Genomic DNA, 16,137 nt, shown 5'->3' on the forward strand with positions numbered 1-16,137 from the left:
ATTTTATGCTTTGCAGCAACCTAGACGATGTGTAGCATCACAATTGGCCAATGCTAGCAACGTTCATCATCCGATGTCCAAACCCGCTCCGTCCAGGATCAGATAGGTCGCGTTCAAGTATCAGTCCCATAAAATATTTCGATGGCGCGGGTAAAAAGATAGGAGTTACCTCTTGGACGAAAACCTTCGCTCATTGATTGACGTGCTGGACACAGCACCTGACGAACATACGGTCAAAAACGCAGTGAAAGCATTTGCGAGGTCGAGCGGGTACGAACGCTTCGCATATCTGCAGACGGAAGGGTTGGAAATCAAAACATTCAATTCCTATCCGGCAGCCTGGCAGGACACATATCTTGCGGGTGATTATTCCAGACTAGATCCTGTCGTCACCGAAGCGAAACGCAGGCGAGAATTGTTCACATGGACGGCCGATGATTGGCCCACCAGCGGCTCATCGAAGCTTAGGCGGTTCAGAGATGAAGCTATCGATCATGATATTCGCTGTGGAGTGACTATTCCCATTGAAGGAAGTTTCGGTTCGATGATGATGTTGACTTTGGCATCATCGCGAAAAAACGTTGTTATCTCGTCTTCGCTCGACCCAGAGCGAGCTGTTCGGGCAGTGCTCGCAGTTCACTACAGCCTGAAGATCGTTGCCCGAAAAACCATAGTAGCGCCGAAGCGCATGCTTTCCCCAAGAGAGCACATTTGCCTCGTTTGGGCTGCGAAAGGAAAAAATACCCCAGAGACCTCAATGCTGACAGGTATCAACGCCCGGACTGTTCAGCATTATCTCGACAGCGCACGAGAGAAGCTCAATGCGAGAACCGTATCCCAATTGATTGGCAACGCCAAAGATCGTGGTCTACTTTGAGGTCCTGTCGTCGATCACCGCAGGTACGAAGCCCAGTCTGTCGATCAAATCTGAAAGCTTTTTTTGCTGAGCCTCGGATATTTTCTGACGGGCGAGATACTCGTCCTGTAGTGACTGCGCGATGAAAGAGGGAACTGATGGATCCTCGCTTGCGCGGATCCATTCATCATAGACATCCTGGTCGGCGGCGAGCAATGCCCTATGCTCCTTTATTGCCGACACCGCCATCTCCTCGAGTCGAGATATCTCGATCGTTTCATCGCTCACCAAGCCTTTTTCACACAAAGCGGCACCACCCTCCTAGTCTCCCGTGCTCGTATATCAGAATGGAGACATATGACAAATCAGCCAGTTCGTCTGGCTCTTTGGCCACGCCCTGTCGTGGAAACTCGCGCATCCGAATGTGGTTCCGGCCAGCAGCAGAGCACTAATAACACCTCGAGTGACGAATAGGAACTATAGTTCCTAGAACGATCGTTCCGATTGAGGTTCCGCTGGAGCATGGATCTCAAGGAGACCATGGCGATCAATCTGCGTAGGATCCGCCATGAGCGGCACATGACGCAGGAAGAACTCGCGGACTTGGCGGGGGTGAGTGCACGCTACATCGGAGCGATCGAAAGGGCTGACAAATCTGCGACGGTGACAGTTCTGGGAAAGATTTCAGCTGCGCTTGATATCGATCCAAGTGAACTTTTGCGCAATCGGGAAAAATGAAATCCGAATGATGGGTTTTGGGTTGAAGCTACCAGAACGGCCAATCTGACGCACGGTTGAATTGGTGTGATCAACCCCGCTTACGTTCCAGATTGAGAGGTCATAAGGTGCTGATGAAAGGTCTGAATATCTCAACGATCGCGTGATATGCGCTCTCAAGCGCTTCGCAATTGCCTTCCACCTTGAAACGCCGCTTTGTCTACTCATGTCACTCTGGCGGCCACCGGCTCCCAAGCCACTCCCGGTCGCGGGACTTTGACAGCACAGGTATGAGGCGTCTCTGCGGGGCAAGGACCTCAATGCTCCATCTATCCCGAGGCGTTGAAACAGTTGAGCGTCATCGGACTTTGCAGCGGACAGGACGGTGTCACTCGATCAGTTCCCATCGCAATTCACCAATCGCCCCCTTAACAAAGCGAATTGATGGCACTATATATTCTCTCCAAGGAGAATGATTATGGTTCAAATGTCGCGTGCCTATACGCCTGCAGAAGCAGCCGCTGTCAGCGAAATTGCCGTGAAGTCGGTGCACAATGCAATCGACAAACGGATCATCGCCCGTCGGTTGTCCGAAGAGGATGGACGAGCACTGTCCGACGACGACCTGCTGCGTCTCAAGCTGTGGTATGGGGTCGGCTCGATCCTGTCGGCCGAACGCCGTCAGCGGCTCTTCGACACTATCGACCAGAATCCTGATGCCGATACTGTGCGAGCGGACGATTATCTGATCGTCGATGTTGCTCGTGCGCGCGAGCAGCTTGCTGCGCGTGCGGAGGCGCTTCGGGAAGCGGAGCGGGTTATAGAATCCGTGAAGGGTGTCATCGGCGGCGAGCCGGTCTTCAGCAAGACCCGCGTTCCAGTCAGAGCGATTGCCGCCATGAAGGCCCAGGGCGCGACCACCGAGGAGATTGTCGAGGGGTATCCTTCGCTCACCCTGCGTATGGTAGAGCTCGCAGAAATCTGGACTGCCGCTCACCCCGCACGGGGTCGGCCTCGCAAGCTTTCCGAGCTTGGCGCAGCCGTGAAATCGTCAAAGCGGCTATCACTGCGGAAGGCCGCGAACAAATCGTCTGGCAGCTGATACCGTGAAGTTCCTGATCGATGAATGCCTGCACACATCACTTGTGGCCGTTGCCCAGGATAACGGCCACGATGGCTTCCATGTAAATTGGCTTGGTTTGAGTGGCGAAAAAGACTGGGATCTGATGCCACGCATCGTCGCGGAGGATTACACCTTCGTCACCAACAACGCGCGTGATTTTCGAAAGCTCTACGGCAGGCAAGACGTCCATGCCGGTCTGATCATCATTGTGCCTCAAGTCGTTCCAGCGCTACAGCGAGACCTGTTCGAACTCATCTTGCAGGAGATCGCCGCCGGCGATGAACTTCTCAACGAAGTCATCGAGATCAGCATCGAGGACGACGAGGCGATTTTAACCCGCTATTCTCTCCCGACGGCCTGAGATAAAAGCGGCCAGGCTCCAGGCCGCAATTCGGTCTGGACACTATTTCTGGCCGCCGATCCTTGTCAGATCTATACGGATTCCGGCATCGTCAGGCTTCAACGGCTCTTCTTTTTCCTGGGAAGTGGCGCTGGCTTCTCGATGCTCTCCCGCTTCATCGACCGCAACCACTGATTTTTGCACGACCGCGCCTCCCGGATCTGCTGCCTGAAACACATTCTCACCCTCGAACTGTCCGGTCTGCCACGCATGGACAGCATCGTCGAAGAGCTGGGGAAAGACCTCCTCGCTCGTCGGGTTTCCATACCATTTCGCGACGATGCGAAGGATCTTTGCAAACATCGTCGTGCCCATGCGCAGATTCATGCAGGGGGCGACCAGATCAACCTTCAGTTCCGACGCGTCCTTCAGGCCAATGCCCGCCGGGATCTGGGTCAGGCCAACCCGCACGACCGAGCCGCCAATGTTCTCGCGAACGATCGCAATTGCTTCCTCTGGTGTATTCGGCTTGGGAACGAGGATCAGTCGACCGCCCGATTTCACCGTGATCGCAAGCGGATCCTCCGACCCGACTGCCTGCACGAATTGTTCGACGATGGCCGGCTTCAACGATGGATCAGCACATTCTTTGATCAGCGCGGCATCCAGCATGCGAGCTCCAAACGTTAAGTGTTGAACGAGATGACGAGTGGCAGGTCGAACAGGCGGGCCCAAGCCTCACTGCTCGCCCGCTGAATGTCGATGATCGATGTGCCCTCGGTCCACCAGCCGTTCCCGACAGCGACGATGGCATCGGGTTGATGGAAGGCCGACTGCAAGACCGGCCAGAGGAGGAGTTGCTCGTAGCAGATGAGCGGCGCAACTCTCCAGTTACCGACCTCGACGACAGGATTTGCGAAGAAGTGTGCCCGGGCACCGCTTCGATCGCCAAACCAGCCTTGCCACGGCTGCCACATCGATCCGGGGACCGGCATCCTTTCCCGATAGAGAACATCGTTCCCTCCAGCCGACATCTTCAAGAGCACATTGTCATAGCCTTGGCTGTCGATGATGGCCGCTCCTGCGATGACGGTGAGGCCCGTACCGGCAAGAGCTTGCTGCCACGCGCGGCCAAGCGTCGGTGTCCAGAAGCCAAGGGCGCTTTCCGGCAATACGACTGTCGCGCCGGGCGGGTGAGCTCGGGCGACATTGATCAGGTGCCGTTGCCGCCCGAGACCCATCTCGCGTCCCATGGACGCACTCATTTCGAGGTCGACACCGAACCACGACGCAGGTAAAACCGCTTCTGTCCACTCAGCGGCGGACCAGAGCCATAAGCCTGTCACGGCTATGGCTGCAGCCGGTCGATGCCAAGTCGTCATGAGGCCAAGGCCGGCTGCCATCGCTGCTAAACCCAACCATCCCCCACCCGGGAACACGACGCCCGCGGCGGTGATTGGATTTGCCCATCCAAGGATGCCGAAGGGCGGGATAGCCAAGACAACGCAAGCAGTGATGTATCGAACGGGCTTCTGCCATCCCCCGCGATCCGTCCAGAGTGCGGAATGGACCGCCACGAACGCGGATGAGGCAACCAACCACAGCAGAAGACCGGGCCAGATATCCGATGAATAGAAGTTCGCCACGCCCTGCGGCAGTCCACGTGACGCGGCGAGGAAGTATGCGGCAGAGACAGCACCCGCCTGCAAACGCGTCAGCGCCAGTGACCAAAGCATAGGGAAGGCCGCAGCTGCGGGAAGAAGGAGTACATGGCCGCTCCAGCCTATTGATCCGGCACTGATTGCCAGTGCGACGAGAACGCCCGTTCGCAAGAGCTTACGGCTCATAGGTCCAGACCTCCTGTGCCAGTCCGAGAACACCATCGTTTGGCATAGGGCCGAAATATCGGCTGTCGAAAGACCCTGGAAATTTGGAATGGAGAAAAACCGTGCCAGGCGGAACGACGCCCCCGTCGTATTGCACCATCTCGCGCCCCTGGCCGTCCACCGATGCAACGCGGGAGTGAGGCAGCGGCCGACCATCGATGCGAACGTCATCAGCTATCTCGATCGCCTGTCCGGATGTTGCCACGACCGTCTTGATCAGTGGCGCGACGCGGCCGGCGCAGAGGCCGAAGCGCAGATACCCACGCGCGCGCGCCACACGGATTGCGTCGGTTACCGGTGGACAAATGAAGACCAGATCGCCACCGACGATCGGACGATCAGGTTCGACGATCCGCCAAATCCCGATAGGCTCGCTCGGCGTCAGATTGACCCGAAAGCCAGCACCTCCGAGCAGCATAATGCAGCCAAGCGTAAAGAGACTGACGCTGCCTATCCGATAGAACCAGACGCGTCGTTTCATGCGCTGTAGCACTCTGTGTCGATGACGCACATTCATTTCAAGGTGAGCCCCTGAGACTTCGTCTGACGCAGCGCTTCAGCCTCCTTGAGGGCCGTCACACTGCTCTCATGGGCCGACAACTGCTGCACCGTCCGCATCGTATTCCAGGCTTGTTGCACCTCGCTTTTCTGCGCGGCATTCATGCCTGAAGTGACGCGCTGGAAAGCCTCGCCATTGGCGTCTTTCGCAACAAGTGGCAGGAAGGTCCTCTCTCCAAAACGCTCCGTAACCGCCTTAGCGAAACCTTCGAGTTCGGCCTTCACCATCTTATCGGCAAGCGCATATTCGAGACCCGATGGCAGATCGTTTCGGTCGATGGCATCCCGCACGCGTTCGAGAACGTTCTTCGCATTGGCAGACAGGGCGGGGATCTCCAGAGCGGCCTTCTCACGAACGGCAAGCTCCTGTGCGTGGTTGCGGCGTTCAGCTTCGCCACGCTGACGAAGATAATCGCTGATGCTGTCGGCGAGCGGCGCGACATTGTTGAGCGACCGATCCCTGTCGGACTTGTCAGCACGACTTGCGAGCAGGCCGGTTTTGCCCTTGAGAGTGCCGAAGGCTTCGGGCTCAGCAGCCATCCTTGCAATTGTCTTCGCGGCAGTCTCCTGATCCCGCAACATGGTATCAACGTCGACGGCCCTGAAGGCAGCTTCGGGGTTGGAAAAAACATGATGGAAGCGCATGGACACCTCCTCCCACTGCTTCTTCAAAGCAGGGTCGGTAGCGATCCTGTCCTCGACTGCCTGATCCATGGACTTCGGGAAGTTGGTAATTCCGGCCACCATGGGCTTTTCCTCCTTGGCTATGTTCGGAATGAAGATGTCGGTACGGCCTCGGGCGAGGCCGAGCTTTGCGCCGAGTGCCTTGAGCCGTGCGGTGAGGTCGATCAGTCGCTGCTTCTGCCGGACCGTCCACGCGAGCCGGTCTCTGGATATCGTACGCGCAACATTCATCAGATGCAGGCCACGCGCCTCAGCAAACTGCAGCGCGGCGCGATAGGACGATGCATGTGCATAGTCGAGGGTCGTCTCCTTTGACCCATCGCGCGCAAGCCGCTCAGTCAGCCGCTCCATTGCCAATTCCCTGATGGGCGTGACCTTCCAGGTGTTACGCTCGGCCGTCGTGCCATCCGGCAATGTGACGGTCTCCGATCCATCGTGCTTCAGACCGATGCGATCACCGATGCTGAGCTGAGCGACCTCAATGGCACGTTTGAGATCGACGCCCCAGATGGTGCGCTGCTGTCCGTCCCGATGCTCGAGGGTCACGAAATAGCTGTCGCGGTTCCCGGGCTTGTGTTCGTAGGGCGCCACACCATGCTCGACCAGAATACCACCGCGCCGATTGGTGAACTCTTCCATGCCGACATGGAGCTCTGCTACGTCGCGATGTCGCGTCATCGCGACATAGGTCAGATGACGATCGAGCGTGCTTGATGCGAGGATTTTTGCACGGTCGACGGTAGCGCCCTGGGACTTGTGGATCGTGGTCGCATAACCATGATCGACATTGGCGTAGAACCGCTGTTCGACGATGACCTGTGTGCGGTTCTCCCCGTCGCCGATCTCGGCCACGATGCGACCAGGTGCCGCTTCAACGACTTTGGCCAGCATGCCGTTCTTGACGCCGAGGCTGCCCTCGTTTTTCAGGAAGACGATCTGGTCGCCGGGGGCAAAGTGACGTTGACCATCCTCGGTCTTGAACGCGAAGCCCTCTCCGATAATGCCGCGTTCCACCAGCTTCGCCCGCGCCAGTTCATTCAGCTCACGGACGTCACGACGACGGTGAGCGAGCATGAGGGTGGTCTTGTCCGGATCAAAATCCTGGTTCCAGCTCTCGATCAGACCTTCAATCGCGTCCTGCCGTGTCCAGTGAGCTTGCACCAACCCAGCCTGCTCATAGGCATTCAGCGCGGACGCAACGTTTCCGCGCGCCAGATTGAGAGAGGCATCACGCATCCACTGATCTTTCTGGCGATAAATCGTCTCCAGCTCAGCGTAACCGACGCGATCGGCAATCGCCCGGAATGCCGCACCTGCCTCAATCGGCTGTAGTTGATCGGGATCTCCGATCAGGACAAGCTTGGCGCCGGTCTTCGTCACCGCATCAACGAACAGGGCAAGCTGGCGAGACGACACCATGCCGGCCTCGTCCAGCACGAACACCGTCTTGTCGTCGAGCTGCCCGCGGCCCTGGTTCCAGCGGAGTTCCCAGGACGAAAGCGTGCGCGAGACGATACCGGCTTGCCTCTCCAGGCCCTCGGCCGCCTTGCCGGCAAGTGCCCCGCCGACGACACGATAGCCGGCCGCCTCCCACACCTCGCGGGCGGCTTTCATCATCGTCGTCTTGCCGGCGCCTGCACGGCCTATAACCGCAGCGATCCGCTCACCGCCGGCGACATGTTCGATGGCGGCCTTCTGCTCGTCCGACAGCCGCTCATGGCGCGCAAACGTCGCCTCAAGCACCGGCTGCCTGACGCCATGCGACGACCGTTGCGAGAGCCAGATCGCCCGGTTGGCCATCCCAGCCTCGAGACGGATCAGCTCGCGTGTCGTGTACTTTGACGGCGTCCGGACCCCGGTCACGAAGTCCATCCGTTCGCGGTCAAGCCGAAGGGTTTCCGGGTTCTGCAGGATGCGTGCCATCAAGCTTTGGAAGAGGCCCGCATCGTCGATATAGCGATGGAGGATCTTCGCGACATCGCGTTCGTCGAACACGCTTTTTTCCCGCGTGATCACGTCGAGCACCAGCTCCGGATTGCGTTGGATCCGACGAGCATTCTCCGCCCGCCGCTCTTCCTGCAGCTCCAGCCGTTCGAGTGCGGCTTTCTGCTCCCCGCCCTCAGCTTTCCTCTCGATCGCCTTCGTGCCGACGCCGAGATGGATGGTCGGTGTCAGATCGATGCCCTGCTTCTCGAAGGACCGGCCATCGATCCTGATATCGAGACCGGCAAGGGCCAGATGCCGGTTCTGGCAGGCGAACCAGCCGTCTCGAAACGCATTGAAGTCACCGATCCCACCGGCCCATAGCTCATAAACGATCCTGCCGCTTTCGTTGCGCAGCACGTTGCCGTCAGGGCCGGTGACCGCCACCTTCTTCGACCCGAAGCCGCCCTCGGTCAGCGGTCGCAACGAGGTCATAAGGTGGATGTGCGGATTGCCAGGCGGGTCGTGGAAGACCCAATCGGCAACCATGCCCTGAGCCGTGATATGCACCGCAACAAAGTCCCTGGCCAGTTCGATATTCTGCGCGGCTGAAAGCTCAATCGGCAAGGCGATGGTGACATCCTTGGCGAGCTGCGCATCGGAGCGTTTCTCGAACGCCTCGACCTTGTTCCAGAACGCCTCTGACGCGCCGGACGCCGACCGGTCGGCAACCATGGACCGGAGCCATTCCGGTGCGTCGGCGGGTATCACAAACTCTTCGTGCAGCAGACCTTGCTTTCGGGTGTAGTCGATCGTGCGGGCTTCCCGCTCATAGTCCATCTTGGCGCAATGCCGATAGGCCGCCGACAGCACGGCGCTGCGGCCAGAGCCGCGTGCAACGATGCTGACTGAGAAATGCGGGACGGCCATTACCGGACGAGCTCCTTCAACGCAACGAAACCAAGGTGTTCGTCAGGAGCGGAAGGCCCCGCCAGGGCCGAGAAGCAAAGCGTCGCATCAGCGACGTATAATTGCGCCCTTCGGATCCGCTCCTTCGGAACGGTCGGGATCATCGACCAGAGCGTCGCCCTTGGCGATTGTAGGATTAACCGTAGTGCGCCACGCGCACCAATCTGGAAACCTCTGCTTGCAGTATCGACGTTCAGCAGAGGGGACATGCGGAATGAAAAAGCCTTCCTCCAGAATTCGCGAAGAAATCGCAAAACTCCAGGAACAGCTCAAGCAAGCTGAAACAAGGCAAGCAGAGCGCATCGGACGCATTGCGCTTCGCGCGGGTATCGCTGAGATCGAAATCGAAGACTCAGACCTTCTGGCGGCCTTCGAGGATCTGGCTAGAAGCTTTCGCGAAGCCAGGCATGGCAGGCTCGAACGGAAAGGATCGGCGCACCGCGGATCGAGCAGCGGGCAAGCCGAGACGGTCAAGACTAGCGCGGCTTCGGGCAGCATTGGCGGGGATTGAGCGTATGATCAGGAAAGCAGCCACGGACGCGCGGAAGAAAGACACCCGAGAGAAAATCGAACTGGGGGGCCTGATCGTCAAGGCAGGCCTTCGTTTCGAGAACCGCGCGCTTCTGCTTGGTGCGCTGATCGAAGTGCGAGAGCGGCTGAAATCCGATGACAGCGAGCGTGCAAGGTTGACAGCGATCGGGTTAGAGGCGTTCGGTCATGAACGCGAATAGGATCGTTCTCATCATCCTGCCCGTTGCCATGATGAGCGCGACCGTATTTGCCATGACAGGCATCGAGACATGGCTTGCCGGGTTGGGGAAGACTGAGGCAGCAAAGTTTGCTTTGGGAAGGGCAGGGCGTGCAGCACCTTACGTGGCGGCTGCGGCACTCGGCATCATCTTTTTATTTGCGTCGGCGGGATCGGCAAGCATCCGCGTCGCAGGTGTTGGTGTTGCAATCGGAAACGTCGCGATCGTCCTGACAGCTTTCATCCGGGAAGGCGTGCGCCTTGCAGAGCTCTCCTCCCGGCTGCCAGCGGGAAGATCGACAATAACCTACCTGGATTCATCGATCATGATTGGCGCGGCCGCCGCGTTCATGGCGGGCTGCTTTGCGACACGCGTGGGGATGGTCGGGAACCACGCCTTTGCGCGTTCCTCACCAAAACGAATCATCGGAAAACGTGCCGTGTATGGCGATGCCGACTGGATGAAACTTGCCGAAGCTTCCAGCCTGTTTCCAGACACGGGCGGCGTCGTGGTCGGCGAGAGATATCGCGTGGACCGCGACAGTGTTGCCGGCATTTCTTTCCGTGCAGATATGAAAGAGACATGGGGCGCAGGCGGCAAGCCACCCCTCCTCTGTTTCGACGGCTCGTTCGGATCGTCGCACGGCATCGTCTTTGCCGGATCGGGCGGTTACAAGACGACGTCGGTGACGATCCCAACGGCGTTGAAGTGGGAAGGCCCGCTTATCGTGCTTGACCCCTCAAACGAAGTCGCACCCATGGTCTCGAAACATCGTGAAGAAGCAGGCCGGCGGGTCAGCATCCTGGATCCGCGCCAACCTGAGACAGGTTTCAACGCACTCGACTGGGTCGGCAAGTACGGCGGCACGAGGGAGGAAGACATAGCTGCGGTCGCATCGTGGATCATGAGTGATAGCGGTCGCGTAAGCGGGGTTCGCGACGACTTCTTCCGCGCATCCGGTCTTCAGCTCCTGACAGCAATGATTGCCGATGTTTGCCTTTCCGGCCAAACCCCTCGGGAATATCAGACGCTCCGCCAGGTCAGGCTCAACCTCTCGGAACCAGAACCCAAACTGCGGCTTCGACTGCGCGACATCTACGAAAGCTCTCAGTCGGATTTCGTCAGGGAGAACGTGGCAGCGTTCGTCAACATGACCCCTGAAACGTTCTCCGGTGTCTATGCAAATGCGATCAAGGAGACACACTGGCTTTCCTACCCGAACTACGCCGCCCTCGTGTCGGGCTCAGCCTTCTCTGCAAGTGACCTTGCCACGGGAAAGACCGACGTATTCATCAACATCGACCTGAAGACACTTGAAAAACATGCCGGGTTGGCGCGCGTCGTGATCGGGTCATTCCTCAATGCCATCTACAATCGCGATGGCGCGATTGAAGGCCGCGCACTGTTTCTTCTCGACGAGGTCGCCAGGCTCGGCTACATGCACATTCTGGAGACGGCTCGAGACGCCGGTCGTAAATACGGCATTACCTTGACCATGATCTATCAGTCGATTGGACAACTTCGCGAAACATATGGTGGGCGCGATGCTTCCAGCAAATGGTTTGAGAGTGCCAGCTGGATTTCTTTCGCGGCCATCAACGATCCCGAAACTGCTGAATACGTCTCGAAACGCTGCGGTATGACGACAGTCGAAACCGACCACATCAGTCGCAACTCTCAATCCCGAGGTTCTTCAAGAACCAGATCGAAGCAACTTGCAGCCCGGCCACTCATCCTGCCCCACGAGGTTCTTCGAATGCGCTCAGACGAACAGATCGTATTCACAGCGGGCAATCCACCGCTCCGGTGCGGGCGTGCAATCTGGTTCAGACGCAAGGACATGAAAGACCGTCTGCAGGGCAGGCGATTTAATCGGTAGCCAACGGTCCAGGGGGCGGTGATTTACAGGCCGGTTCGTAATCTCACATCACCAGAATGAATCGGTCGGACACGACCGATTCAAAACACTCGTTGGACGGGGATTCCGTGAAGCGCGATCATGCAGACATGGTCACTCAACGCTACCAGCTTTATGTCGAAAGAACCAACCGGGCGAAGAACATGGCCCGCTTTTACGCAATGTCTATCGAACCAAACCTGTTCGGGCAAACCTCGCTCACACGCAGATGGGGTCGCATCGGAACAAGGGGGCAGATGATTGTCCATCATTTTGAAACAGAGAACGACGCCGTCGAACTTTTCCTCGACCTTCTTCGGCAAAAAAGAAGCCGCGGTTATTCAACGGTGTTGCTCAAATCAGAACCCGGTTACTAAGGTAATGGCGAAAAACGACCGGAGTGCAGAATGAAAATTCGGACGCCTGGCACAGGCCGGGCATGGTGCGACACCTACCGTGTCTCGATGACGCTAGCGATTGCCATTCCAACCGGTTTTGTCGTTGCTGCCACAAATGCAAACGCGAGCAACGACAAGCCCAGGTTGACGCAAATCGTTCAAAAATGCGATGCCGACAATCGTAAGACATGCGTTGTCGATGGCGACACGATCTGGTGGAACGGTCAGAAGATCCGGATCGCCGATATCGATACACCCGAGATCAGCGAGCCAAGATGCGAAGCGGAACGCGCACGAGGTGTCCTCGCAACGCAGCGGCTTATTGCCCTGATAAATGCCGGACCGTTCGAACTGCATGCCCTGCCGGGCAGAGATCAAGACCGATACGGACGTAAGCTTCGGGTTCTTGTCCGCGACGGTCGCAGTCTGGGCGACATCCTCGTCTTCGAAGGACTTGCACGCACGTGGAGCGGCCGCAGAGAACCATGGTGCTAGGTGCGAGCGGCCTGCCAAAGGCAGACCGATCGGGCTTATCCCTCAGTAAAGCAATCGCGCGCGGATGGTTCCGGGAATTTCGCGCAGAGCGTGGAGAACATCGTTGGCGTGTTCGGACGTTCCCTCGGCTTCGATGACAACGTAACCCGTGTCACCATGGGTCTGAAGGAATTCACCGACGATATTGAGGCCGCGCGAGAAAAAGACCTCATTCAGCCGGATAAGCATTCCAGGACGGTTTTCGTGCACGTGAATGAAACGCGTACCGTTCGGACGTTCTGGCAGTTGCACCTGCGGGAAGTTGACGGCACCCATTGTCGAGCCGATGTCGGAATATTCGACGAGCTTTCTTGAAACCTCCCCACCGATGCGCTCCTGGGCCTCTTCGGTAGAACCACCGATATGAGGTGTCAAAATCACATTGTTCAGACCTTGCAGCGGCGTTTCGAAACGTTCGTTGTTCGATGCGGGTTCTTTGGGGAACACGTCGACGGCAGCACCTGCCAGATGGCCATCCTTCAGAACTGTCGCAAGTGCGTCGAGATCGACCACCGTGCCGCGCGAGTTATTGATGAAGATGGCGCCCTTCTTCATGCGGCGCAGTTCGGTCTCGGTGATCATGTTGTTGGTCGACGCCGTCTCAGGAACATGCATCGAGACATAGTCCGAGATCTCCAACAGTTCGCCCAGCGAGTCCATCGATTCGGAATTGCCGCGGCGCAGCCTGTCGGAAAGATCGAAATAACGGACAATCATGCCCATGCCTTCGGCAAGCGCACTCAGTTGCGAGCCGATATTGCCGTAGCCAACGATGCCGAGAGTCTTGCCACGAACTTCGCGGCTTCCGGCTGCCGATTTCTCCCAGCCGCCCTGGTGGGCGGAGGCTGAACGCGGAAATATCTGTCGCGTCAGCATGATGATTTCACCGATCACCAGTTCCGCAACCGAGCGGGTATTCGAGTAAGGGGCGTTAAACACAGGAATGCCGCGACGCCGTGCTGCGTCGAGATCAACCTGGTTCGTACCGACGGAAAAACAGCCGACGGCGATGAGCTTCTTGGCTGACTCGAAAATCTCTTCGGTCAATTGGGTGCGTGAACGAATACCGATGATGTGGACATCTGCGATATGGCGCTTGAGGTCGTTGGCATCGAGTGCCTTGGGCAGATGGATGAGATTGGTATAGCCGGAGGACGAAAAGTAATCCACGGCGGTCTGGCTGACACCTTCGAGCAGGAGCACGGAAATTCGGTCACGCGGGAGAGAGAGCTGTGTCGTCATGGCTGTTCTTTCAATTTCCGGACTTGATCGACGTCGATCACGGTTTGTAAGTCGACAAGTCTCATTAAAACAACCCTTTGCGGCGATCTGACGGTCCGCGCAACAGTAAATTCCACCACCGTGCGCGAAAGCGTGACCGAAGTTGCCAGATTGATGTTAATCGAGCGGGATTTCGCATATCTGCTTCCTGATGGTTCGATCCAGAAGCCGCGAGGCCGGGGACAAGCGGTTGGCAGCCATCGGCGTTACCAAACGATCGAAATACACCCGTTCCCGCAATGCTGTTTCTGCTGATCGAGGCTCCGCCGGTGGCGGAGCCTCGTTGTGTTGATCAGTCCCTGTTCGGGCGCGACCAGATGAGCTGGAGGCCATCCTCGCCTTCGACCTCGGTGAGCGTTGCGTAGATCGGGGCAGGGAAGCTCGGATCGTCGAGTTTGACCGAGAGGTAGTCGCGGCCGTGCTCGGAGGTCTTCTGCCAGGCGGCGCCGAGTTCAACGCTTCCAGCGAAGACGCGGAACTGCGGGCCTTTGTCGGATGGGTACTCCACCCGGGCGATGCGTGCCTTGACGTTGAGGGCGAGGGTGCGAATGGAGCCGGTAAAGCCGTTTTCGATGGAGGTGAAGGTGCCGATGGTAGCCATTGTCATGTTCCTTTCGTTGTTCGGGCCGCGCCCATCGCGGCCTCGATGGCTGTCGAACAGACCGGTGACGATCGGACCGCACCCCGCCGGGGTCCCCAGCGCGCCTGCGCGTTGGGGTGGCGATTGGGGCCGCAATGAAATGGAGGGCGGCAAGTCGCAGATTTGTTAGTGGGCGAGGAGGAGGCCGTAAGGGGTCCGGGGTAAGAAATCTGAAGACTGTCGTTGCGGGAAGACGATCGAGGCGCAGCCGGTCTCCGGTCAGACATGCCTCATCGAGCCCGCAGATGGGCTGCCGGAAACTCCGACGTGAAGGGATATGGCAAAGGCGTCCCGCCGCATTTACCCTGACACGAATGGCATCCAGCACCACCCCCGGACCTGCGCCGTCGTCAGTGCATACGTAGACCGGGGGAAACGACCACCCTATGAACATTGGCAGGCTTGTCCGCCATGGGCTGTGCGATATGGTTGAGCTCGCGAATCGCCATCTGGAGGATCAATGCGTCAGCAGGCCAAGCCGTTCATCATTGAGCGCAAACCATCCCGTAAACCCAAACCTGACGCTCCAAAGCCGTCGATATGGGGAAGGCTGGATGCTGACATCGCTCAAGGTCTCTCGGATCAGCAAGATCGGGACCCACATGATGAGGATACCGCGGCCGCCACAGGTGGTGCCGACCGCGCCTGACCGTCACGCCGCAGCCTGCAGATCAGCTTTCGGTTGCAAGGAATGCAGGAAGCTCACAGCACGCTGCGCATGCGCCGCAGCCTGGAAGATAGCCCGCCTGTCGTTGGCAAGGACCGAGAGCCATGACTGCAGATAGGATGCATGATCTGGCCGAGGCTCGAGCTCCGGCGCGATGCCAAGGTCAGCGCAAAGGAAGCAACTGCCCAGCTCCGCGATGAGCTCTTCACGTGCGCGTTCCGTCCGGTCCTTTGCGTAACGCGACAGGTCACGGCCGACACGATGTTTAGCCGCAGTCCAGTGCGTCGCCTCGTGGCTGAGGACGGCTGCGTATCCGGCGGCGTCGCGGAAGACCTCAATGGGCGGCATCTGGATATAGTCCATGACAGACGAGTAGTAGGCCTGGTTGCCGCCGTGCCGGATGACTGCGCCCGTCGCTTTGAAGAAGCGATCGGCGCTTTCAATGCGCTCGACAGGATCCAGTACCGTAGTCAGCGCGGCATAACAGGTCTCAGGCAAACCATCAATTTGCTCGATGTTGAACACCGAATACGCCTTCAGGAACGGGATTTCACGCTCTACGTCATGGCCTTTTCCGTCGACAACCGACTTGGTGAATCGACTGGCAAAGACAACCATCGATCCCGTTTCACCCTTGCGCACAACGCCACCCAGTTCGAGCGCCTGCTTGAAGGTCATCCACATCGAGTTGGAGAAGCCGCGCGAAACCTGCTCCGACCAGAGGAGGAGCACGTTCAGCCCGGAATAGGGCAGGCCGTTATGGCGCACTGGCCGAGTGATCCGACCATCAATGTTGGCAACGCTCCATGGCTTGATCCAGGGGCGGACGCCCTTTTCGAGATCTTCAACGATCCGGTCGGTAATGCGCGTATAAATGTCGATGCGATCGCTATCCGTTTTCCTGACCATGACTTC

18 protein-coding genes are annotated in these 16,137 nt (G+C 58.2%); 10 read left to right on the forward strand and 8 right to left on the reverse strand.

Annotation, left to right across the window (positions count from 1 at the left end; all coding sequences use genetic code 11):
• The first annotated feature begins 172 nt into the window (after window positions 1-172).
• On the forward strand, window positions 173-877 hold the full coding sequence (locus N7578_RS23345) for an autoinducer binding domain-containing protein (protein WP_311112705.1): 705 nt from the start codon (window positions 173-175) through the stop codon (window positions 875-877).
• Here the strand turns inward: N7578_RS23345 and N7578_RS23350 are convergent.
• Window positions 869-1,144: a transcriptional repressor TraM gene (locus N7578_RS23350; RefSeq protein ID WP_311112706.1), complete on the reverse strand. Its 276-nt coding sequence runs from the start codon at window positions 1,142-1,144 to the stop codon at window positions 869-871. The genes N7578_RS23345 and N7578_RS23350 overlap by 9 nt on opposite strands.
• 234 nt (window positions 1,145-1,378) lie before the next feature.
• Here N7578_RS23350 and N7578_RS23355 point away from each other — a divergent pair, with 234 nt between their 5' ends.
• The 3 genes from N7578_RS23355 (at window position 1,379) to N7578_RS23365 (ending at window position 3,057) form a co-directional block, all read left to right on the forward strand.
• Window positions 1,379-1,594 (forward strand): helix-turn-helix transcriptional regulator, encoded by a 216-nt coding sequence (locus N7578_RS23355; RefSeq protein WP_311112707.1) that lies wholly within the window; start codon window positions 1,379-1,381, stop codon window positions 1,592-1,594.
• Between the two features lie 457 nt (window positions 1,595-2,051).
• Window positions 2,052-2,675: a DUF433 domain-containing protein gene (locus N7578_RS23360; RefSeq protein ID WP_311112708.1), complete on the forward strand. Its 624-nt coding sequence runs from the start codon at window positions 2,052-2,054 to the stop codon at window positions 2,673-2,675.
• Window positions 2,676-2,679: 4 nt separating this feature from the next.
• Complete coding sequence (locus tag N7578_RS23365; protein WP_311112709.1) at window positions 2,680-3,057, forward strand: DUF5615 family PIN-like protein; 378 nt, start codon at window positions 2,680-2,682, stop codon at window positions 3,055-3,057.
• A 42-nt stretch (window positions 3,058-3,099) separates the two neighbouring features.
• Here N7578_RS23365 and N7578_RS23370 read toward each other — a convergent pair whose 3' ends face one another.
• Genes N7578_RS23370 through traA form a run of 4 tightly spaced genes read right to left on the reverse strand, consistent with a single transcriptional unit; the run spans window position 3,100 to window position 9,017 of the window.
• Window positions 3,100-3,708, reverse strand: a complete 609-nt coding sequence (locus N7578_RS23370) for a TraH family protein (RefSeq protein WP_311112771.1) — start codon at window positions 3,706-3,708, stop codon at window positions 3,100-3,102.
• A gap of 14 nt (window positions 3,709-3,722) precedes the next feature.
• Window positions 3,723-4,883 carry a conjugal transfer protein TraB gene (locus N7578_RS23375; protein WP_311112710.1) on the reverse strand — a complete coding sequence of 387 codons (1,161 nt, stop codon included), beginning with the start codon at window positions 4,881-4,883 and terminating at the stop codon, window positions 3,723-3,725.
• Window positions 4,873-5,403, reverse strand: coding sequence for a conjugative transfer signal peptidase TraF (gene traF, locus N7578_RS23380; protein WP_422646745.1), 531 nt, complete (start codon window positions 5,401-5,403; stop codon window positions 4,873-4,875). The genes N7578_RS23375 and traF overlap by 11 nt, the downstream gene beginning before the upstream one ends.
• Before the next feature lie 32 nt (window positions 5,404-5,435).
• Entirely contained in the window at window positions 5,436-9,017 is a 3,582-nt protein-coding gene (gene traA, locus N7578_RS23385) for a Ti-type conjugative transfer relaxase TraA (RefSeq protein ID WP_311112711.1), read from the reverse strand.
• A 253-nt stretch (window positions 9,018-9,270) separates the two neighbouring features.
• Here traA and traC point away from each other — a divergent pair, with 253 nt between their 5' ends.
• The 5 genes from traC to N7578_RS23410 all read left to right on the forward strand — a co-directional run bounded on the left by traC (window position 9,271) and on the right by N7578_RS23410 (window position 12,595).
• Window positions 9,271-9,567: a conjugal transfer protein TraC gene (gene traC, locus N7578_RS23390; protein ID WP_311112712.1), complete on the forward strand. Its 297-nt coding sequence runs from the start codon at window positions 9,271-9,273 to the stop codon at window positions 9,565-9,567.
• A 4-nt stretch (window positions 9,568-9,571) separates the two neighbouring features.
• Window positions 9,572-9,787: a type IV conjugative transfer system coupling protein TraD gene (traD, locus tag N7578_RS23395; protein WP_311112713.1), complete on the forward strand. Its 216-nt coding sequence runs from the start codon at window positions 9,572-9,574 to the stop codon at window positions 9,785-9,787.
• On the forward strand, window positions 9,774-11,684 hold the full coding sequence (gene traG, locus N7578_RS23400; protein ID WP_311112714.1) for a Ti-type conjugative transfer system protein TraG: 1,911 nt from the start codon (window positions 9,774-9,776) through the stop codon (window positions 11,682-11,684). The genes traD and traG overlap by 14 nt, the downstream gene beginning before the upstream one ends.
• Before the next feature lie 128 nt (window positions 11,685-11,812).
• Window positions 11,813-12,079, forward strand: coding sequence for a WGR domain-containing protein (locus tag N7578_RS23405; RefSeq protein WP_311112773.1), 267 nt, complete (start codon window positions 11,813-11,815; stop codon window positions 12,077-12,079).
• 30 nt (window positions 12,080-12,109) lie between these two features.
• Window positions 12,110-12,595, forward strand: coding sequence for a thermonuclease family protein (locus tag N7578_RS23410; protein ID WP_311112715.1), 486 nt, complete (start codon window positions 12,110-12,112; stop codon window positions 12,593-12,595).
• Window positions 12,596-12,637: 42 nt separating this feature from the next.
• Here N7578_RS23410 and serA read toward each other — a convergent pair whose 3' ends face one another.
• Together serA and N7578_RS23420 are read right to left on the reverse strand one after the other, a co-directional pair.
• Window positions 12,638-13,876, reverse strand: a complete 1,239-nt coding sequence (gene serA, locus N7578_RS23415; protein WP_311112716.1) for a phosphoglycerate dehydrogenase — start codon at window positions 13,874-13,876, stop codon at window positions 12,638-12,640.
• Window positions 13,877-14,207: 331 nt separating this feature from the next.
• The gene (locus tag N7578_RS23420) at window positions 14,208-14,516 is read right to left on the reverse strand and encodes a DUF736 domain-containing protein (protein WP_311112717.1); all 309 of its coding nucleotides are present in this window, start codon (window positions 14,514-14,516) and stop codon (window positions 14,208-14,210) included.
• 499 nt (window positions 14,517-15,015) lie between these two features.
• Between N7578_RS23420 and N7578_RS23425 the strand changes: the two genes are divergently transcribed.
• Complete coding sequence (locus N7578_RS23425; RefSeq protein WP_311112718.1) at window positions 15,016-15,204, forward strand: hypothetical protein; 189 nt, start codon at window positions 15,016-15,018, stop codon at window positions 15,202-15,204.
• A 3-nt stretch (window positions 15,205-15,207) separates the two neighbouring features.
• On the opposite strand, the gene N7578_RS23430 is transcribed toward N7578_RS23425, so the two are convergent.
• Window positions 15,208-16,131, reverse strand: a complete 924-nt coding sequence (locus tag N7578_RS23430; RefSeq protein ID WP_311112719.1) for a zincin-like metallopeptidase domain-containing protein — start codon at window positions 16,129-16,131, stop codon at window positions 15,208-15,210.
• Window positions 16,132-16,137: the final 6 nt, after the last annotated feature.

It is taken from the genome of Agrobacterium tumefaciens, assembly GCF_031801495.1.
Taxonomy (GTDB): domain Bacteria; phylum Pseudomonadota; class Alphaproteobacteria; order Rhizobiales; family Rhizobiaceae; genus Agrobacterium; species Agrobacterium tumefaciens_K.